This is a genomic window from Sphingomonas sp. SFZ2018-12 (assembly GCF_022496715.1).
In the GTDB taxonomy this organism is placed as follows: Bacteria; Pseudomonadota; Alphaproteobacteria; order Sphingomonadales; family Sphingomonadaceae; genus Sphingomonas.
On sequence record NZ_WTFM01000004.1, the window covers coordinates 23523 to 42917 of the forward strand.

Below are 19395 nucleotides of genomic sequence, written 5' to 3' on the forward strand. Positions count from 1 at the left end.
GTCCATTCCGGACACCCTCCTCGACCCCCCTCCCCTTTCCCTTAGGCGTCCTTGAGCACCGCGGAGAGGACGTCGGCCGCCCGGTCGACGGGCACGAAGACGCGCGTGCGGTACTGGATGATCTCGGTGAAGCAGCCCTGCGCCTTGAGCCATGCGATCTGCTCGGCCGGGGCGCCGCTGATCTCGACGCGAGGCTTGCCGTTCACGATCGCGCGCTTGACCGTCATCGGGAACGGGCGGGTGAGGTCGACGCTGCTCCCACCCAGGACGGACCCGGCGATGTCGGCGGGCGGCATGTTGTCCGCCTTGTCGATCCCGAGCTTGGTGAAGAGCGAGACGACGTGGGAGTCGAAGACGAGGCGTCCGAGCCAGGAATTGCCCTCGCCGTCGACGATGCGGTTCACGACGAGGTGATCGGAGGGGAGCGAGGACCAGATCGGCAGGAGAAGCCCGGTCGCGAGCCGGATCGTCTCGGTGTCGACCGTGTCGAGCGCCTCCGCAATCTCGGCAGTCCATAGGTCCACCAGCTCGTCATGGCTGATCGGCTCCCATGCGGATTCGAACAGGTCCTCCTCCCGGAAATACTCCTTTCGGGTTGGGCGGAGCAGTTCGACACGGGGTATCGGTGCGCCATCCTCGCTCATTCCGGCACGGGCACGGGTCTGGACGGCGACCCTTCCCGACTTGGCGTTCTTCATCGGGATCGCCGTCGCGTCCGTCTCGACGATGCGGAGGATCCGCTCGAGCGTCACCGGGTTCCGGCGTCGCTCGATCTCGATCGTCAGGAGGTGGGACGTGGCCCCGCTCACCGGGTCGGTGCGGAGCAGCGTGTCGTCGCGGACCGTCGCCCGGTCGACCATGATCGTCTCCACGCCGACATCGAGCGTGCCGGCATCCCGCGCAGCGGCGATGCGCGTCTCCACGAGCGCCAGGAACTCGTCGAAGATGCGGTTCTGCAGGTCGATCGGCAGCGCGAGGAGGCGGTTCAACCAGCGCTGTATCGGAGGCAGTTCCTCCTTCAGCACGCCATCCTGGTCGCAGAGCTCGAGGCCGGTGCGATCCTGGAACTCGCCGAGCGTGGTGCTGGTCAGCTTGCCCGCGTGGAGCAGGTGGAACCAGCTGATGAGCGCGGCGCAGGCGTACTCGCTTTCGAGGTTGTCGGCCGGGTCGAACAGGTTCTGCCCGCCTGTCTGCCGCTGGCCGCGGGTCAGCGCGCCGAGGCTGTCGAGGCGGCGGGCGATGGTGCTGGTGAAGCGCAGCTCGCCCTTGCAGTCGGTCGTGACGGGCCGGAACAGCGGCGAGCGGGCCTGATGCGTGCGGTGGGTGCGCCCGAGGCCCTGGATGGCCCGGTCGGCGCGCCAGCCCGGCTCCAGCAGGAGGTGGACGCGCTGCTGCTGGTTCTTGGCATCGAGCGAGGCGTGGTAGGACCGGCCGGTGCCACCCGCGTCCGAGAAGACGAGGACGCGCTTGCGCCCTTCCATGAACGCCGATGCCTCGACCTGGCTGGTCCGCGTCGAGCGCGACTCGAGCTTCTGGCCGCCATCGCCGCGGCTGACGAGGCGCTTGGTGCGGCCCGTGATCTCGGCGACGTTGTCGTGCCCGAAATGCTCCAGCATGGCGTCCAGCGCCGACATGATCGGGGGCAGCGCGCAGAGGTGCTCGATCAGGCGCTCGCGCGCCGCTTCGGCCTCCGGGTTGTAGACCGCGTTGCCGTCGTCATCGACCATCGGCATCGAGCGCGCGGTGCCGGTGTCGTCGGTGAAGACCTTCATCTGCCGGGTCGGGAAAGCCCGCTGCAGGTAGTCGATGACGTATTCCCGCGGCGAGAGGTCGATCTCCAGGTCCGCGCGCTCGTCGGGGCTGAGTTCGCCGAGACGCCGGTTGAGGATCGATTCCGCGGTGGTGACGAGCTGGAGCACGACCGACTTGCCATCGGTTAGGTGTTCCTCGACCGCGGCGATGACGGTGGGCAGCTTCAGGCTGAGAAGTACCTGGCCGAAGAAGCGCTGCTTGGTCGACTCGAACCGCGAGCGTGCCGACGCCTTCGCCCCGCTGTTGAGCGTCGCGTTCTCGAGCGCGTCGACGACGCCGGTGAGCTCGAGCGCCTGCTCCATGTTGCGGTGGATGATCCCCCACGCATCGGCATAGGTGTCGTAGATCTTGATCTGGTCGGGGGTGAGCGCGTGCTTCAGGATGTCGTACTCGACACCGGCGAAGCTGAGCGCGCGCGCCATGTAGAGGCCGGTCGCCTTGAGGTCGCGCGCGACCAGCTCCATCGCCGCGATCCCGCCCTTGCGGATGCCGCTGATGAACTGCTCGCGGTCGGCGAAGGCGGTCTCCGGCCCCCAGAGCCCGAGCCGCACGGCGTAGGCGAGGTTGTTCACGTCGCTGGCCCCGGTCGCCGATGCGTAGAGCACGCGGGCGCCTGGCAGGTGGTTCTGGAGGAGCACTCCGCAGATCCCCTGCTGCGACCCCTTCTTGGCCCCCAGCGCGCCCTCCCCGCCGGCGACGCCGCCCATCTCGTGCGCCTCGTCGAACGCGATCACGCCGTCGAAGTCCTCGCGCGCCCAGTCGATGAGCTGCTTCAGGCGGGTGTGGTCGCTCCTCGCCGATCGGAGCGCCGGATAGGTCACGAAGATGACGCCCTGGTCGAGCTTGACCACGTCGTCGATCTTCCAGTTGGTGAGGGGCTGGATGTCGGCCGACATGCCGCCCAATGCGGTCCAGTCGCGCCGCGCGTCCTCCAGCAGCGGCTCGTTCTTGGTGATCCAGATGTGCCGGCGCCGGCCCTGGAGCCAGTTGTCGAGGATGCAGGCGGCGATCTGCCGCCCCTTGCCCGCGCCCGTGCCGTCACCCAGGAAGAAGCCCTTCCGGTACTCGCGGCCGTCGTCGGCAAGCTCAAGCCCGACGCCTTCCTTGCTGGGGCGGAATTTGCCCGGCAGTATCTGGGTCCAGGCGTCGCCGGCGTAGACGACGGTTTCGAGCTGCGAGGCGGACAGAAGCCGATCGGCGACGGTGCGCTCGGGCAAGCGCGGGACATGGTGGGGGACCGGCGCCGGGATCGATCCCATCGCGACGGACTCGACCAGCGCCGTCGGATGCTCGCCGGCGGTCGTGAACACGAGGCGGCTCGGACGGTATGGGAGATAGACGCCGGTCTGCTCGAGGATCGGCGCGGGGGTGTCCAGCGGCGTGAACTCGACGGGCAGGACCTCGTTGCGGGTCGGGGCGTGGAACGCGCGGGGCTCGGCCCGGCGGGTGCTCTTCACGGCTCGGAACAATGTCGTGGTCCCGGTCTTGCGGACCGGGGGCGCCGGCACAACCATCTTCGGCTTCAGCCGGTCGATGATCGTGAGGACGTCGAGGAACTCCGCGACGGAGGATCTCTGGATCGTGGACGGCACATTGGTCCCGGGCGCCTTGTCGATGACGTAGAGGCGCACGGCGATCGACGTGCCGTGCTTGGCGTAGCACTTCTCGAGGCGTAGGGAGGTCCGCACCGCCACGTCGCGCAGCGTCGCCCCGTAGAGGTCGCGGAGGCGAGCGCTCGGGCCGAACCAGTCGGACATGATTGCCACGAGGCGACCGCCCGTCCGGAGCCGGCGCAACGCCGCCTGCAGATGGCGCACGGCCGCGAGATCGTCGGCCCCGCGGCCGAGCGATCGGGAGAACGGCGGGTTCATCAGCACCAGTGTCGGGCGTTCGGATGCCGCCATCAGCGAAGTGATCGCCGCGCCGTCGTGCCCCGAAATCTGGGCACCGGGGAAGCTGTGGGCGAGCCGGGAGCGTCGGGCGGGGTCGAGCTCGTTCAGCTGTAGAGTGACGTCCTGGCGCAGCTGGGCCACGAGGAGGCCATTGCCGGCGCTGGGTTCTAGCACGACGTCGCCGGGCTGTGCATTGGCGAGGAGGACGGCGAGCGCCGCGATGTCGGCCGGCGTCGAGAACTGCTGCCACTCGAGCTGCTCCTCGCTCCTGACCGTCTGGGTCGGCAGGTTCGCCATCAGCCGGATCGGAGCCCTGACGTCGGCGAGCGCCTGGAGCTCATAGGGCCGCGTCCGCAGGTGGAGCGCGAGGGCGTGCTCCAGCACCTCGAAACTTTCGCGCTGTGTCCAGCGGCCCTGTGCGTCGCTGCCGCCATAGGCCTCCGTCATCGCAGCGTTGAGAAGGGCGCGGGTGATCGTCTCACCCGACCGGAATCGATCCTGCAGCAGGAGCGCGGCGCATCGGTCGGCGTTCGCTGCCGTCGAGAAAAGGTCGGTCATGGGGGTCTCCTGGATCGGCCGCCAAATCGGCAGCATTACCCTCTCGACCCCCCTCCCCTTTCCCGTTCGCGCTCGAGAACGAGCGCCCAATCCTTGAGAGGCTTGGGAGGCGGCGCGCGCCGGATGGTCAGGTCAGGGCGCGCATAATGCGCTTCAGCGCGGTTGGCCGCACTCGCGCCTTCGGGATCGTTGTCCTCCGCGATCAGGAGCGTCTCTACGCCTGACGGCAAGCGGAGCTGGTCAAGGCGCCGTGCGCCGAGGCTTGCCCAGCAGGGCACGCCATGAATCGCTGTGAAGGCCGCGGCGGTCTCGAAACCTTCGGCGATCGCGAGGATGTCGCCGGCGGGCGCATAACCTTGCCATGCCCCCTGCCCCGGTTGCCCGAGCATGACCTTGCAGTCGTAGCGACCGCTCGCCGGGTCGATAAAGATCCTTTGAAAAGCCACAAGGCGGCGAGATTCACGAACCCCGACGAGCAGCGCTGGTCGGAAGACGGTGCGGGGCTTGGGCCCTAGCGGACAGCGCGGGTGGAAGCGGAGATCTGCCGGACCGTGAGCGATGTATCGGCCTTGAAGGTAGCGCTCCGCGAGCGTTCCATTGATCGAAAGCGCTTGGTCCCACAGCCGCTTCACGTTGCCGGTGCGCCGCAGGTCGGCTTTGGGCGTGTCGAAGCGCTGCCTGAGCGGTATGCGATGCAGCTCGCGCAGGATGTCCTGAGGTGAGCAGCCGGCGAAGCACGTGACCAAGATCCCGCGATCGCCCTGCCGGATGGACAAGCTCGGCGTCCGATCCGTGTGAGCTGGGCATCGAGCAGTCGCAACATAACCGTGCCAGGAGCCGCCGAGAGCGCCGACTAGATCGACAAGGTGCTGCGTGGGTGGTCTTGCGGTCAGCGGCATGGCTCATCTCCTGGGTCATGCCTTCGACCCCCCCTCCCCTTCTTCATCTCTAAAATCGTTAAAACCGCCGCTGCGCCAGCAGCGGAAGTGATTCAGTGATTCTCCAGATTCTGATTCGGGCTAGATTAGCGGCGCGTTTTCAGGCGGTTGTGCGCTCCTACCTGACCGGATGGGGGATTATACCTGACCTTTCGGGGGCGTTGACCTGCCGAATCGGGGGCACAATCCTGACCGGCTGGGGACATCCTGTCCTCTTGGGGTCGACTATTCGCTTCGGCTTATATTCGCTCCAAACAGTCCCCGAGCACAAGAAAACAGCCGCAGCGAGCGACTCGCGCAATCCCGTCGATCGCGCCCCCTTGGCTTCTGCCGACATTCCTGACCTCTTGGGGGGCAAGCCTAGGGCGCCTTACCTGTCCTGTCTTGACGCGGGCGGTCAGGTCAGGCAGCCATCGCGTGGGAGCGTGTGCGATGAGCGATTCGCAGCTGGTCGAAGTAGATACCGAAGAAGAGCAGGAGCGCGCTGGTCGTGCAATGCGTGTCGCTCAGGCTCTTTCTTCTAAGCAGACGGACGAGTTTGCGAAGCCGGGCAGGCTTGTCGAAGTCCGGTTCGTTAAGGGACAATCGCTCAGTCTGACGGCCTCCCGCCTGCTCGCGTTGATGATCCTCACGGCTGGTGGTGATGCCTGGCGAGATGTGCCGCATCGCATGCGGAAGGCTGACATCCGCCGCGGGCACAAAGGCAACGAGCGCATCTCCGACATGCTCGAAGAGCTGCACCGGACGCTGTTCGCGGAGGACGATCGAAGCTGGCGAGGCCGGAAGGCAACGCGCAGATTTTCGTTGATCCAGATGTCGAAGGAGGAAGTTGAGGACGAGGACGGCGCTGAGAGCGGCTGGATCGAATGGGAATTCACGCCGGACGCACGAAAGCTGATCCAGGAGTCGGAGACCTATGCGGTCCTCAACCGCCAAGCCGTGCTGGGCTTTCGATCCAGCTATGCATTGAAGCTCTACGAGATCGGTGCGCTCCGAATTCACCGGCGGCAGCCCACGTGGCGCTGCGACATTACTGCCTTGCGCGCGGCACTGGGCATTGCTCCCGACGTCTACAAAGATTTCGCGCAGTTGCGCCGAAAGGTTCTTCAAACGGCCAAGAGCGAGATCGACCAGCTCGCGCATTTTCGCGTCGAGTGGAAAGAGACGCGACAAGGGCGGGCGGTTGCGGAGGTCGAGTTTCGCTTCGAGGCGAAGGATGCACCGGCCCAGATCGGGACCGTTGACGAGCTTGATCGCCATTCGGCGGGGCGGCGGGCGCGGAGAGAAGGAACTGTAGAGCAGCTGCTGATTGAAACGCCGGATACGATTGCGCCGGTCGGGAAGGCTAAAGGAGGCACGACACCCGGCGCGGTCGCGCGAGCTGCGACCGATGACGAGCCGTCGGGGGAACGAGCGGCCGAAGTCTCGAGCATCGTCAAACAACTTGCTGGACGCATGAACGCGAGCGACGCTGGTCCCCGTCCGAAGTTCGCGAGCTTTCCGTCCGGGTCGCTTCGCTGGCTCGGTGGAGAAGAATTCCTGGCGGTCGGGCGCTCGCACGGAGGCGGGTGGGACATCGACATGATCGCGGAGGCGTATCGCGGTCATATGGGCGATCGGCTTGCCAAACTCAGCGGCACAAAACTGCAGAAATCTTGGCAGGGCTTTTGCGAGAGCTATGTCACTCGGAAGGGTCGTCCGACGTAAATTGCACCGGTGCAATTCGCTTTAGAACGCCGTTGGTGGGCCCCCATACGGACAGGTTTGCGGCATTCCCGACGCACCCGCTCCGCCACTTGCGAAAGGCGGCGTACCGTTGACCAAAAAGCGCAAATCCGGCAGGTCTCCTTCAACTTGCGAAAGGGAGAAGCATGGCAACCGCTATTTCGCGCGTCAGACCGGATCAATCGCGTGTCAGCGCACTGGCGGAACGGTGTTCCAGCATTCTCGAACGTCTGCGCGATGGGGCGCAAAGCCGACGCGCCGACGATCGGCGCCAACCGACCTTTACCATCGGTCGGGCTGCGGATCTTGTCGGCCGAACGCCGGCGGCTATTCGAGAAGCCGAGAAGGACGGTCGGCTGCCCGAGGTCGACCGGACGGAGAGCAACCGGCGGGTGGGCTACACGCTCGCACAGCTGAATGATATGCGGGGGGTGTTTGGCACGCGACCATGGCGCGCCGCTGATGATCCGTGCGCCATCCTAGCGGTCCAGAACTTCAAGGGCGGGGTTGGGAAGTCGACGCTGTCGGTTCACTTGGCTCAGTATCTCGCCATTAAAGGCTATCGAGTGTTGCTGATCGACTGCGATAGCCAAGCGTCCGCGTCGACGCTCTTCGGCTATATTCCCGATCTCGACCTCGAAGAGGGCGATACGCTTTACCCTTTCCTGCGGCAGGATGAGCTGACCAGTCTCGAATATGCGATCCGTCCTACACACTTCGACGGATTGGACCTGATTCCGGCGAACCTGCGCCTGTTCCAGTCGGAGTACGAGCTGGCGGCGCGAATGGCGCGGGGGCAGGGGGCCTTGCTCGATCGCTTGCAGCAGGGGATCGCCTCAGTTGCGGGTCGCTACGATGTCGTGGTCATCGATCCGCCTCCCGCCTTGGGCGCGATCTCGCTCTCGGTGCTGCGCGCGGCGAACGCGTTGGTCGTGCCGGTACCGCCGACGGTGATGGATTTCTCCTCGACGGCCGCGTTCCTGGCGATGCTCGACGAAACGATGCAGGTGCTGCTCGAGCATGGCATGAACACCGAGCTCAACTTCTTGAGGTTCGTCGCATCGAAGGTCGACGAGAACAAGTCGATGCAGCGTGAACTGATGGGGCTCATGGGCCAACTTTATGGCAATGCGCTGGTTCGCACGCCGCTGAAGGACTCCGCAGAGATCGACAACGCGAGCGCGCGATTGATGACGGTCTACGAACTCGAGGGGCCGACAACGAGCCGCTCGGTACGTGAGCGCTGCCTGACGTATCTCGACGGGGTGAACAGCGAGATCGAGGTCGACATCCGCTCGATGTGGCCCAGCCACGACAGCCGGCTTAGGCGTGAGGGGCTGGCGTAATGGGTCAAATTGCACCGGTGCAATTTCGCAGGAAGGAGGGGGCTGATGGCCGCCAAGAACCGTAATTTCGCTGCTGGGCTCGCGGATGCGATCGAGAGCCCAGGCGATCAGCCGCGGTCGTCGCGACTTGGCATGGGCGTGCTGGCCGGGCGGGGGAACCGGTTGGCGGAATTGGCCACCGGAACATTGGTCAATCGAGCCGTCGAACTAATCGACCCGGCGCGATGCCGAATGTGGCACGGTCACAATCGCGATTACGCTGCTCTCTCCGAGGAGCGCTGCCGTGACCTGATCGACAGCCTCAAGGCGCAAGGCAAGCAGGAAGTTCCGGCGCTCGTCCGCCGTATACGCGACGACCCGGATCATGACTTCGAGGTGATCTCCGGAGCTCGCCGGCATTGGTCCGTGAGTTGGCTGCGCAGCCACAATTATCCTGATTTCCGGTTTCTCGTCGAGATTCGCGAGCTCACCGATGAAGAAGCGTTTCGGCTCTCGGATATCGAGAACCGGGCACGTGAGGACATCTCGGATTACGAGCGCGCACGCGACTACCTGCGCGCGCTGGACGCTTACTATGGCGGCAAGCAGCTCGAGATGGCAGAGCGGATCCACGTCTCGACGAGCTGGCTGAGCCGCTATCTCGACCTGGCGAGATTGCCGTCCGACATCACGGGTGCGTTCGCATCACCGCATGACCTCGGCATCAAGCACGTTACCCAAATCAAGCCGTTGCTGAAGCCCGAGGACCGGCGAGATCGGGTACTCTCCGAGGGTCGCCGCCTCGCGCAGGCGAGGGCAGATGGCGAGAGCGTGCCGCAAGCCCCTGCGGATGTCGTGAGATTACTGGCGCTTGCTGCTGACGCCCCCAAGAAGACAGGAACCCCCAAGAAGACAGGAAAGGCGCCGAGCGCCGTGACGGGGACGTCGGGGGCGGAAGTCATGCGCATCGACAAGCAGGGTCGGAAGGGCGTCACGATAACGCTGCTTCCGCGTGGTGGTGCTACTCGGTTCGAAGCAGAGGAAGCCCTTCGCGAGCTACTCGACCGCGTTTGGCCGGCGTCGCCGGACTAACCGCCCGAAGCTTGGTGCTCTAGTCGGTGGCCGTGCGGCTCCTCGAGCGGGATCGCCACCATCAGCACGGCCTCGTCGGGCGAGATATGCTCTTCGGGGCCGAGTGGATCCTCCACGAGCGCGCAGTCGATCGCGTGCTGAAGTTGCGCGCCTGCGGCCGATCCCTTGTGCTCGTCGATGATCGCGAGCGCCTTCCGCATGAGGCCGATCGCCAGGGCATGAGCCAGTCGTTGGTCGTCCATTTCGTCTCCCCGCCAAAGCCGGCGACGCGCCCGTTGCGGGGCGCGTCGTCACTTCGGAACCGGGTGTTGGAAACCTAGAGCAAGCTAGGCGCGAACGCCTTTAGCCGGGTGGCCTGGACATGCGCGTCCGCCACCCGGTCAAAAAGAGACCGGCTCTTGCTCTTCGAGGTTTCCACGCCCCGCCTGCGTCTCCGCAGGAGTGGTCAGCCTAGGTCATGATTGCCGTCTTGAAAAGCCGCGGCAGAGGCGCCGAGGAGGGCTGGTCGGGGCAGTCGTTGATCTTGGAACCCGCAACGGGACGTTGGTATCGAACCCGTCGAAAGGCCCTCCTGGCTTGGAACCTCCCGCCCTGGACATCTAGATTGCCGCTATGTCAATTCGACCTGAGAAGCGCTCAGGTCTTCTCCTGATCGATCGTGAGGGCTGCGCCGTAGCGAGCCTCGAACGCGGCCATCTCACGGTCGAATGCGGCGATCACGTGGGAAAGTGGCCCTGCAGGGTCAGGCGTCGGAAGCCGGCTCGTCGGTCGGCCACGTCGCGGCGGCTTGAGCCCGAGCTCCACCGCGACATCGGGCACGAGGTAGACGCGCCAGGCCCGCCGCCCGCTCACCTCGACCAGCAGCTCCAGCGCGGCAGCTCTCGCTAGCAGCTTCCCGGCCCCTGATAGCGTCAGTCCCAGTGCGTGCGCGGCGCTCTGGGGGCTGAGCAAGGGCCGCAGTTGTGCAAGCGCCAGCAACCTGGTGAGTGCCCCGGGACGGCGTTCCTGCACAATGGCCGCGACGCTGCGTGCACGATGTTGCTCAAGGGCGAGCAGTCGATCGAGGCCTTGTCGCTTGCCTCCGCCGCGTCCAGCAAGCGTGCTGCGATCAGTTCGGGCGGGGCTCCGCCGAGCCTCAGCCGCTTGTCGCCGATAACGAGGCAGGGCAGGACCGATCGGGTGAAACCAATGCGCTGGAGGATCAGCGGGAGCTCGAGCCACGCAGCGATCGAGCGATCGGCGAGGGCGTGGCAGCGGGTAAGCTCGAAGGTTCGCAGGAGAAGGGGAAGGGGGGTCGTCCGACACCGATGCGGGCGTGAACGGAAGCCCATCAGTCCAGTGACGGCGGCCGTTGTCCCGGAAGCGTCCGGTCCACCCTGCATAGGAAGCGAACTCGTCAACGGTGGTCGAACGGCGCGGCCGATCGCATCGAGACTCGGACTGACCAGGTAAGCGAGCGCCTCGCTGGTGATCAGAAACTCTACTGGTCCGATCTCGGTCTCGCCCGAGAAGCCGACGCTTTTGCGCTCCGAAACCCAATAGCCGCCGGTGCGCTCGAAATGGATACTTGGCGATGCCATCGTGCGAGGGTGGGCCGGCAGCAAAGACCGATCAAGCCGGGGGAACGATCCGGGCGTCGGCCCTCCGCGGTCGGTGTGCGTGGCGCTGGCACACGCTTTAGAGTTACCGGTGGTAGGTGGTGCGAACTCGACTCGCCTAGGTCCAGCTTGGTTTGTGCGATGCAATCAGGAATGCGGCCATGATGCACTTACGGCCTGGTTGATAAACCGGTAGTATCGCTTGGTTTAGCACTCTGCTAGGTTGATGCGTCATGAGCGCAGTTCGCGGCCATTTGCTGAACCGTCTCCTGCGGGACCTACCAAGCGGCTATTTGGTCGACACCGCCTGGTTGCGCGAGCGAGGCCTCTCGGCATCCTCGGTACGGGACTATGTGAAACGCGACTGGCTCGAGCGGGTCGGGCCACGTCTCTACCGGCGAGACTCGGCAAACGACACATCGCCGCTTCGCTGGGAGACGACGCTCCTATCGCTGATGAACTTGCTCAACGAGCCGCTGCACGTCGGCGGTCTGACCGCGCTCGAACTCGCGGGATACTGGCATTACGCGATTGTGGGACGGCGGCGACTGTGGATCTACAGCGATAGCCAGCGGACTCGGACTCTGCTCAACCGGCTCACGCTTGACGCCGACCCTGTTGTGCGCTCGCGCAAGCTGTTCAGCGAGCCCGAACTCGGTGTAGCCACGCGGGCGCTGGACCTCGTCACCGGATCGCTCGGCCCGGAGATGCTCGCGGGGGACAAGTCGCCCGTGTCGCACCTCCAGCTGCTCCGCGCCTCCAGCCTCGAGCGGGCGATCCTGGAAACGCTGGACGAGGTCCCCGGCACCGTAAGCTTCGACCATGCGGCCGAGCTGTTCGAGGGCCTGACGACGCTGCGGCCGCGCCTCGCCACTGCTCTCCTGCACGCATGCCGCAGCGTGAAGGCGAAGCGCCTGTTCCTCTACTTCGCCAGCCAGCACAGCTACGCTTGGGTACGTTCGGTCCGGCGCGAGGAGGTGGATATCGGATCAGGCAAGCGGCAGATCGTCATCGGTGGCCGGCTCGACCCGGACTACCTCATCACGGTTCCTCATGAGCGCGGCCCGGGGGCCAGGAGGCGCAAGCCATGACGGTCGAGCGATATGCGGCGCAGGTGGCCCTGCTCGTCCGAATGCTGCCCGAAATCGCCGAGGAGGAAAGCTTCGCGCTAAAGGGCGGCACCGCCATCAACCTGTTCATACGCGACCTGCCACGGTTGTCGGTCGATATCGACCTGACATACCTTCCTGTCGCCGAGCGCGCGGAGTCGCTGGCCGGGGTGACCTCCGCCCTAAACCGCATTGCCGACCGCGTGCGCGCGAGGACCGGCGCCGAGGTCCAGCAGCAGGGAGCGAAGGACGGCACGCGCCTCCTGGTTCGAAGCGGGGCGACTGCGGTCAAGATCGAGGCGAACCCTGTGCTTCGCGGAACGGTGTTCGAACCCGAGCTCCGCAGCGTCCGCGCGCCGGTCGAGGATCGCTTCGGCTATGCGGAGATCCAGGTGGTCTCGATCCCGGACCTTTATGCCGGCAAGATCGCGGCCGCGCTTGACCGGCAGCATCCCCGCGACCTGTTCGACATCCTCTACCTCCTCTCCAACGAGGGGATCACCGACGACCTGTTCACCGCCTTCCTGGTCTATCTCGTAAGCCATAATCGTCCGCCGCACGAACTCTTGGCGCCGCACCTGCTCGATCTGTCAGCGGCCTACCACGGTGAGTTTGCGGGAATGACGCTGGAGGAGGTCTCGCTCGAGCAGCTGCTCGGCGCGCGCGACACGCTGATCACGGAGATCAGCCATCGCAGCCGGCAGCCGCCGGCGCGCGGTTTCCTGCGGAGCTTCTACTCGGGCCAGCCGGAATGGACATTGCTCGGCCTCGACACGGATGTCGCAGCACTTCCGGCAGTGCGCTGGAAGCTTCTCAATCTGGCGAAGCTCGCGTCCGAGCAGCCGGCAAAGTTTAAGGATCAGGTAACGGCACTCGACGATTTCCTAGGGGCGTGAAGTGGAGAAATCTCTGAGCGCTGTGATCCGAGGCTGGAACAGCCTCGGTGTTTTCGACGGCGGTATAGGACCGAGGCGCTAAGTACGACACGATGTTTGCGCGGGAGGTCGACCGTTTGTCTTTCTATCTGCGCCCCCGATGAGCAGCGGTGTGGCTTGTGTTCACAAGCGGATCGCAGCATTTGCTCAGTTCAGGGATCAACACGCCTCGGTCCTGCCCGGAACCGGCCAGTGGTCGGCGGCATCGTTCTCGAGGGCGAGTTATAAGGCTGACCATGGCGCACCTGACCCAAATCGACCTGACCAACTGGGTCGCGCTCTACACGGCCACCGGCCTGTGCTGTGCGATCGCGATGGTCCTGTCAGTGTCAGTCGCCGGCATCCGCCTCTATCGCGAGCAGTCCTGGCAGGAGGTCCGCACCCTTCGCGGCGCCGTGCTCTTCCTGCCGAAAACCTGGTGGCGCTGGCAGAAGCTCTACCTCTTGTCGACGCCGGTGACGCTGGCGATCGTCGTCTCGTTCGGGATGAGCCTGACCTGGAGCTGACCCGTCAGATGTCGAGCGCGCTAGCGAGCTGATCGCAGACGCGGTCGCCCTCGACGTCGCTGGGCTGGATCGTCAGCAGGGGACCGAGAAGCCGCATCCGGGGGTGCGTCGTCGTCTTCGAGGCCAGATACTCCTCGTCGCTGAACCCCATGGCCTCCACGACGAGCTGCTTGATCTCTCCCGTGAGGCGCGAGCGCGCCTCGAGGAGGAAGTCCGGCCTGCAGGAGCCCTGAGAGGTGAGCCGGTCGAAGATGGGCTTCTCGATCGCGAGGTCGACGCCGGCCTTGTCCAGTTGGCGCCGCGCCTTGAAGAGCTCGCGCAGCACCGATCGCTCGAACTCGGAGTCGACCGGAATGAAGCGGTGCCCGGAGAAGATGGGCTGGGCGTAGGCGCGCAGCGGCGCATAGCCGTGAGCCTCGGGATATTCGCCGGCGACGATCATCACCAGGAACGGTCCCTTGATGAGGTTGCCGCGCACGGACGGCGACTGGACGCGGTTCGCCACCTGGATGGGCTCCGCGCCGGGAACGTCCACGATGTGACCGCGGATGTGCGGCGAGAACAGCACCAAGAAACCCTGCGGTGCGTGACCGCTCGGCCAGCTCTTCGCAAGCTGCCGCAGCATGGCATAGGCCCGCCGGCTGTGCAGGGCGTTGGCGTGTGTCCAGAACGCTCGGCCGAGCTGGATACCGGGAGCGATCTCGATCTTGGCAGCGGCTCGGCCGAGAGCCTCGAACTCGCGCTTGATCGAGGCGGGCTCAGGTTCGTGCTGCGAGGGAGGGATCCGGTTGGTGCCGGCAGCATCGATCAGCCGCCACAGGAGCCGCGCCAGACGCGGTACAGACGCGTGGCGGGTCCGATCGTCGCTGGCGGCCTCATCCGGCCTCTGAGCGAGCTTCTCCGGGGCAGGGCGCAACACCTCGAAGAAGCCTGACGGAGGGTCGGCCGGTGTCTCGCGCGAGCGGATCTCGGTGATGCGATGCGTCACCTGGTCGCGGAAGAAGGGGCACTCCTCGCGATGTTCGGGCCGCTTGGTGCTGGTGAGGCGCCGTAGATAGTAGGTTTCCGCCTCCGAGAGGAACGCCGGCGTCAGGATCGGCGGGGCATCCTCGGCCGCGCGGCAGTCGCATGCGATCCATTTCGCCCCGATGCGCGCGTTCTGGACGAGCGTGATGCCGGCTTCCTCGTCACCGCGGGATCCTTCGCCGACGTACCAGCGCACCAAAGCCTCCCGCAGGGGTGGGGGGAGGGGGATGCGACGTCCTCCGACGCCGGTCGTGTCGCGGTCGATGAGCCACATTTCGATCGGTCCAACGGCTCGATTTGAAGCCAGTCTCACCCAGGCCGGGGGGATTGACAACCGGGAATCCGTCGATCTCACTCGTCAGGAACGGGGTCGGGAGGACCAAATGCGAGCGTATTTTCTTGCCGGAGCGGCACTGATTTCGATGGTGCCGACCGTCGCGGCGGCGGGGGCGCAGCCCGCCCGATCCGTCCGGACTGTCCAGCTGATCAGCATGACGGGCGCGCCCTCGCTCGCACCGGAGGCGGCCCCAGAGGAACCTTCCGGACCGGCGCCGGCCGCTGCCCTTGCAGCCGTGCCGCCCGAGGCCGCGGCGCTCCCCGAGGCGTTCCGGGTCCACGATCTCAGCCGGCAGTGGGTCGCCTACCAAATGGCGAACAGCCTCGCGCCCCGACCGGCGGTGGCAGGGGCAGGGGCAGGGGCGGGCGCGATCGGGAACGAGGATCCCTTCGCTCCGATCGGGGTCGCACAGCCTGGCGTCCCGGCCTACGCCTCTGCCGTGAGCGTCGCGCCCGTCTCGGCCATCTCGGTTCCCTTGTGGATGCGTGGGGGCCAGGTGTTCGCCGCAGCGGCGAATTCCTACGTGCCAGGATGCGTCCCAACGGACTACCGGCCGAGCGGGCTACTGCGCCCCGATGGCGAGTTCCGGCGCCGCGTCTACTTCACCATAATGTCGAACGTCGCTTGCGAGTACGGCCTCCCTGTCGGCCTCTTCGACGCGATGATCATCCGGGAGAGCCGCTATAACGCCTCGATCTACTCGCCCAAGAACGCGTTCGGGTTGACCCAGCTGATGCCCGACACGGCCGCGGGGCTCGGCGTCAATCGCTACGACGTCGAGCAGAACCTCAGGGGCGGGGCGCGCTACCTGCGCCAGCAGCTCGATAGGTTCGGTCAGTATCACCTCGCGCTCGCCGCCTACAATGCGGGGCCGGGGAGAGTAAAGAACGGCCGTGTGCCGCGCATCACTGAGACGCAGGATTACGTGTCGAACATCCTGTTGAACTGGTCACGGCTCAGCGGCGTTGCGGGACGCCAAGACACAAGACGCCGCTATGATGTCGCTACCGCTGCACCTATGCAGCGACCACGTACCGCGAACGTGGCGGTGTTCTGAGGCTCAGCGTTCTTTACCGGTCAAACACGAAAGGATCCGCGTCCTTGGACATCCGTGACCGTCGCTCAAGGATGTCGCCGATTTCCTGCACCATCCGATTTACGACGGCGCTCTGGAAGTAGATACCCCACTCTTGCCTGATCTCCGAGCCGTCCATCCCGTCGACCTCGCAGAGGGCGCCCACGAGGCGCTGAGGCAGGCCCTTCAAAAGCGTTGATAGCATGACGGCGAGATTGGCGAAGCGCTCGTCATTCGCGATCACCGGGTCTTGGATGAGCTCCGCCGCGATTATCGCTTGGACGGGGTCGATGTCGAGGGCGTGAAGCAGCGTGCGGAACTCGACCAATGTCATCGCGTGTCGCTTCGCCGCATCGCGGTGCAGGATGCGGCCTAGCCGCGCCCGATTGATCCGGGTCCTGAGTTCAAGCTGGCGAAGGCGCATCTGCTTGACCTCCAGCGCATGCTGGATCAGCCCGATGTACCCAGTCCCAATCTTTTGTCCGACGCAAGAGCCCTCGTCTGCCTCAGCAGCGCAGACCGGCTCTCGCATCCGTTCTGCGGATGCCATGCGACCCCCGATCGATTCGCTGAACGGTAGTCGGGGGCTCGGACTCGACGCAAGCGAAAAGAGAACAAAAAGGGACCACTATGGCTGCGCAACGGGTTGGACGTGCGCCGATCCTTGTCGGTGAGGAGCACCTTTGCGCAAACCCAAACCGTCGAGGATCTCCGCCGCTTTCTTATCGACGAGGTAATCGAACAGCGTCGCTGAAACGGCATCATCGAAGGTGGCGACGAAGCGAAGCTGAGTGCCAAGCCGCTCAGCGGCTTCGTCGAGGCAAATGGCGGCTGAGCGGCTCACCTGGACTTCGATATTCACTGGTCCGTTTGTTGGCACCGTCGCGAAATGCCCGCGGAGGGTGGTCGCATCGTGCTGCTCGAAGCCGCTTCGCGCTAGCTCCGCACGATCAGCGATGATTGACGTCAGGCACACGAATCTCCCCACCTCGTTTGAGCGTAAGCGTATCGCTTCGGTCATCAGGCGGAACAGGTGTGTCGACACGCTGAGCACGCGCGGTGTGTCGACCCCAGTCATCCACCCGTCCCCCAATAATGGCCATCATCACGCAAGCGGCACCAGCTGCCGTAAGCAACACCCCCGAATCACCTCCGGCGCTGCGGAAGCTATGCCTCGAATCCAAGTGCGGCAATGTCTCAAATTAGGGACAGGGAGACGCGGATTAGCGACCGCCCGTCGCGCTCGCGGCCGAGGACATCAGCAACTTGAGACGCCCGTCCCGTTGTTGAGCCGAAATCACGAGTGCAGTGCGGTAAAGTGAAGAACGTCTGTCGGAAGAAGCTGTTTCGTATTGCCCGCCCGATCGCGGCGATCTCACCTTTCAATCGGACGCGACGTTGGCGCGCCCTACTCGAAAGGAAAGTCGTCATGCATTACTCGCTCAGGCGGAGCGGTCACATGGAGATGGCGATCTTCGCCCTCGCCATGCTGGCGTTCGCGCTCTTCTATTTTGCCGGCCCGGCCTTCGCCGGCGCCGACACCACGTTCGATACCGCGCTTACGAAGTTCACGGACTTTCTCGAGGGGTCGGGCGGCAAGATCATCACCGTGCTGTCGCTCGCGGGCGGCATCGTGGCGCTGGCCTCGGGCCGCTTCTCCATGGGCCAGATCGCGATCCCGGTCGGCGTCGGCGTCGGTGCCGGGACCGGCATTCCGATCGTCACCTCGACGGTGACGGCGACGATCTGACGCATCCACGCGCGGTCAGGGTGGCAGCCCTGGTCGCGTCGCGGGGAGGGCGGCGCAATGGCAGCAGACAAGTACGCGATCCCATCTCATCTCGACGACCCTGAGCTGATCGGGCTGTGGACGTTGGATGAGTTCCTGGCGATGGTTCTGCCATTCGTCTGGGGGATCATGACCCAGCATATCGTCATCGGCATCATCGCGGCGTTCGCGGGCTGGTGGGGATTGAAGAAAGCGAAAGCTGGTCGTGCCGCGTCTTGGCTGCTTCACCTGGCCTATTGGCATCTGCCGGCCGGTTTCACCGGCCTGAGAGCCACGCCGCCCTCATACCTTCGATTGATGGCGGGGTAACATGGATCTCTCGTACAGCCACGCGCAGAACCAGCGCGTTCTCAAGCAGCGCAACCTCCTGGTGGTTGTCGCGGCCGCGCTCGCCGGGCTGGCGGCGCTCCTCCTTACCCTCGGCATCTCGCGCGATCGCGAGGTCGTGCTGCAACCAGTGTTGCAGTCGCCGGTGACGGTCAGCAGCGCGGGTGTCTCGCGCCAGTATCTCGAGATGATCACGCGCGACGTGGTCGTCCTGACGCTCGATCGCAGCCCGCAGAACCTCGAATACTGGATGAACCAGGTCCTCGCGATCACCTCGCCCCGCGCGCAAGGCAAGATCAAGGGCGACCTGCTGAAGATCGTCAACGAGCAGCGCGGGTCGTCCATCGCGCAGTTCTTCACGATCCAGTCGATGGAGATCGACCCCAAGAACCTCCGCTCCGAGGTGACGGGCGAGTTGCACACCATCGTCGGCAACAAGGTGATCTCGAACGAGCGCCGCACCTTCCGGTACGACTGGGAGTACGAGGGTCTGTCCCTCCGTCTCGTCGGCTTCGGAATGGTCCGCAAGGGCAAGGAGCTAGACCAATGACCGCTATCTACGCCGTCGGCAGTGCGGCAGTTGGCACCGTTCTGATGTCCCGGATCAGCTGCATCCTGAGCAGGATGATCGGCGCCTGCCTGTTCACGCTCGCCGTCCTCTTCTTTGCGCAGCCGGCCTGGGCCGATCAGACGATCATGGCGGCCGACAACGCGCAGGTCGACTGCCAGGCGTCCGCCAAGGACCTAACGCGCATCAGCCTCGTCGAGGACGATTTCGCGAGCGTGTCGAAGATCTCGACCGGCAACCCGCAGGACGACTTCTCGGTCGTCAACGAGCCGGTGCGCGGCGACATCTACCTGAGCGTTCCCGAGGGCTACGGCCGGCAGGCGCTCTCGTTCTTTGGCACGACCAAGCGGGGCTACGTCTACAAGTTCATGTGCCGGATCCAGGGCGACGCGGCCGCACAGGTGTTCGTGTCGAACCCGGCAATCGCCAAGGAGAAGGCCGCGGAAGCCGCGCCGCAGCAGGTTGCGGCCGGGCCGCAGGACGCGGCGGTCGAGCTCGTTCAGGCGATGTACTCGAACAGCGTCGCCGACGGCTACGAGATGCGCCAGCGCGCGCTCAAGCCGGTCTATGTCGGCAAGCTCAAGGTGCAGATGATCGCCGAATATCGCGGTCAGGACCTGACCGGGAAGGTGCTGCGCATCGAGAATACGGGCGACGCTCCGACCGAGCTCACCGAGCGCACGGTGGCACCCCCAAGCGCGCTCGCCGTCTCCATCGCCGAGCCCAAGCTCGCCCCGGGGAAGGTCACGACGGCCTACCTCGTCTCCCAGAACGTGAGGTAAG

At 65.3% G+C, this 19395-nt stretch carries 18 protein-coding genes; 11 read left to right on the top strand and 7 right to left on the bottom strand.

What is annotated here, in order from left to right:
* Positions 1 to 41 precede the first annotated feature (41 nt).
* A complete protein-coding gene (locus tag GO308_RS14545) occupies positions 42 to 4262 on the bottom strand; it encodes a strawberry notch family protein (RefSeq protein ID WP_240885979.1) in 4221 nt (1406 codons plus the stop codon).
* A gap of 35 nt (positions 4263 to 4297) precedes the next feature.
* On the bottom strand, positions 4298 to 5161 hold the full coding sequence (locus GO308_RS14550) for a toprim domain-containing protein (RefSeq protein WP_114688901.1): 864 nt from the start codon (positions 5159 to 5161) through the stop codon (positions 4298 to 4300).
* 471 nt (positions 5162 to 5632) lie between these two features.
* Between GO308_RS14550 and GO308_RS14555 the strand changes: the two genes are divergently transcribed.
* The 3 genes from GO308_RS14555 (at position 5633) to GO308_RS14565 (ending at position 9342) form a co-directional block, all read left to right on the top strand.
* On the top strand, positions 5633 to 6907 hold the full coding sequence (locus tag GO308_RS14555; protein ID WP_239017970.1) for a replication initiation protein: 1275 nt from the start codon (positions 5633 to 5635) through the stop codon (positions 6905 to 6907).
* Positions 6908 to 7071: 164 nt separating this feature from the next.
* A complete protein-coding gene (locus GO308_RS14560; RefSeq protein ID WP_114688902.1) occupies positions 7072 to 8271 on the top strand; it encodes an AAA family ATPase in 1200 nt (399 codons plus the stop codon).
* Positions 8272 to 8316: 45 nt separating this feature from the next.
* Positions 8317 to 9342, top strand: a complete 1026-nt coding sequence (locus tag GO308_RS14565) for a ParB/RepB/Spo0J family partition protein (RefSeq protein WP_114688903.1) — start codon at positions 8317 to 8319, stop codon at positions 9340 to 9342.
* Here the strand turns inward: GO308_RS14565 and GO308_RS14570 are convergent.
* Both GO308_RS14570 and GO308_RS14575 read right to left on the bottom strand, forming a co-directional pair.
* Positions 9339 to 9584, bottom strand: a complete 246-nt coding sequence (locus GO308_RS14570; RefSeq protein WP_114688904.1) for a hypothetical protein — start codon at positions 9582 to 9584, stop codon at positions 9339 to 9341. The genes GO308_RS14565 and GO308_RS14570 overlap by 4 nt on opposite strands.
* Positions 9585 to 9978: 394 nt before the next feature.
* Complete coding sequence (locus tag GO308_RS14575) at positions 9979 to 10320, bottom strand: hypothetical protein (RefSeq protein WP_147276294.1); 342 nt, start codon at positions 10318 to 10320, stop codon at positions 9979 to 9981.
* A gap of 853 nt (positions 10321 to 11173) precedes the next feature.
* Between GO308_RS14575 and GO308_RS14580 the strand changes: the two genes are divergently transcribed.
* The 3 genes from GO308_RS14580 to GO308_RS14590 all read left to right on the top strand — a co-directional run bounded on the left by GO308_RS14580 (position 11174) and on the right by GO308_RS14590 (position 13490).
* Positions 11174 to 12031 (top strand): type IV toxin-antitoxin system AbiEi family antitoxin domain-containing protein, encoded by an 858-nt coding sequence (locus GO308_RS14580; protein WP_114688906.1) that lies wholly within the window; start codon positions 11174 to 11176, stop codon positions 12029 to 12031.
* Positions 12028 to 12945: a nucleotidyl transferase AbiEii/AbiGii toxin family protein gene (locus GO308_RS14585; protein WP_114688907.1), complete on the top strand. Its 918-nt coding sequence runs from the start codon at positions 12028 to 12030 to the stop codon at positions 12943 to 12945. Before GO308_RS14580 ends, GO308_RS14585 begins: the two co-directional genes overlap by 4 nt.
* 275 nt (positions 12946 to 13220) lie before the next feature.
* Positions 13221 to 13490 carry a hypothetical protein gene (locus tag GO308_RS14590; RefSeq protein ID WP_240885980.1) on the top strand — a complete coding sequence of 90 codons (270 nt, stop codon included), beginning with the start codon at positions 13221 to 13223 and terminating at the stop codon, positions 13488 to 13490.
* A gap of 4 nt (positions 13491 to 13494) precedes the next feature.
* Here GO308_RS14590 and GO308_RS14595 read toward each other — a convergent pair whose 3' ends face one another.
* Positions 13495 to 14790, bottom strand: coding sequence for a hypothetical protein (locus tag GO308_RS14595; protein ID WP_240885981.1), 1296 nt, complete (start codon positions 14788 to 14790; stop codon positions 13495 to 13497).
* Here GO308_RS14595 and GO308_RS14600 point away from each other — a divergent pair.
* A complete protein-coding gene (locus GO308_RS14600) occupies positions 14780 to 15910 on the top strand; it encodes a lytic transglycosylase domain-containing protein (protein ID WP_239017971.1) in 1131 nt (376 codons plus the stop codon). The two genes, GO308_RS14595 and GO308_RS14600, sit on opposite strands and share 11 nt — an antisense overlap.
* A 13-nt stretch (positions 15911 to 15923) precedes the next feature.
* Here GO308_RS14600 and GO308_RS14605 read toward each other — a convergent pair whose 3' ends face one another.
* Entirely contained in the window at positions 15924 to 16478 is a 555-nt protein-coding gene (locus GO308_RS14605; RefSeq protein WP_240885982.1) for an XRE family transcriptional regulator, read from the bottom strand.
* A gap of 78 nt (positions 16479 to 16556) precedes the next feature.
* Positions 16557 to 17006, bottom strand: coding sequence for a hypothetical protein (locus GO308_RS14610; protein ID WP_114688911.1), 450 nt, complete (start codon positions 17004 to 17006; stop codon positions 16557 to 16559).
* A 351-nt stretch (positions 17007 to 17357) separates the two neighbouring features.
* Here GO308_RS14610 and GO308_RS14615 point away from each other — a divergent pair, with 351 nt between their 5' ends.
* Genes GO308_RS14615 through GO308_RS14630 form a run of 4 tightly spaced genes read left to right on the top strand, consistent with a single transcriptional unit; the run spans position 17358 to position 19394 of the window.
* Positions 17358 to 17678 carry a TrbC/VirB2 family protein gene (locus GO308_RS14615; RefSeq protein WP_114688912.1) on the top strand — a complete coding sequence of 107 codons (321 nt, stop codon included), beginning with the start codon at positions 17358 to 17360 and terminating at the stop codon, positions 17676 to 17678.
* A gap of 57 nt (positions 17679 to 17735) precedes the next feature.
* Positions 17736 to 18026 (top strand): type IV conjugative transfer system protein TraL, encoded by a 291-nt coding sequence (traL, locus tag GO308_RS14620; protein WP_064311467.1) that lies wholly within the window; start codon positions 17736 to 17738, stop codon positions 18024 to 18026.
* Position 18027: 1 nt separating this feature from the next.
* Positions 18028 to 18594, top strand: coding sequence for a type IV conjugative transfer system protein TraE (locus GO308_RS14625; protein WP_240885983.1), 567 nt, complete (start codon positions 18028 to 18030; stop codon positions 18592 to 18594).
* Positions 18591 to 19394 (top strand): type-F conjugative transfer system secretin TraK, encoded by an 804-nt coding sequence (locus GO308_RS14630; protein ID WP_240885984.1) that lies wholly within the window; start codon positions 18591 to 18593, stop codon positions 19392 to 19394. The genes GO308_RS14625 and GO308_RS14630 overlap by 4 nt, the downstream gene beginning before the upstream one ends.
* Position 19395 lies beyond the last annotated feature (1 nt).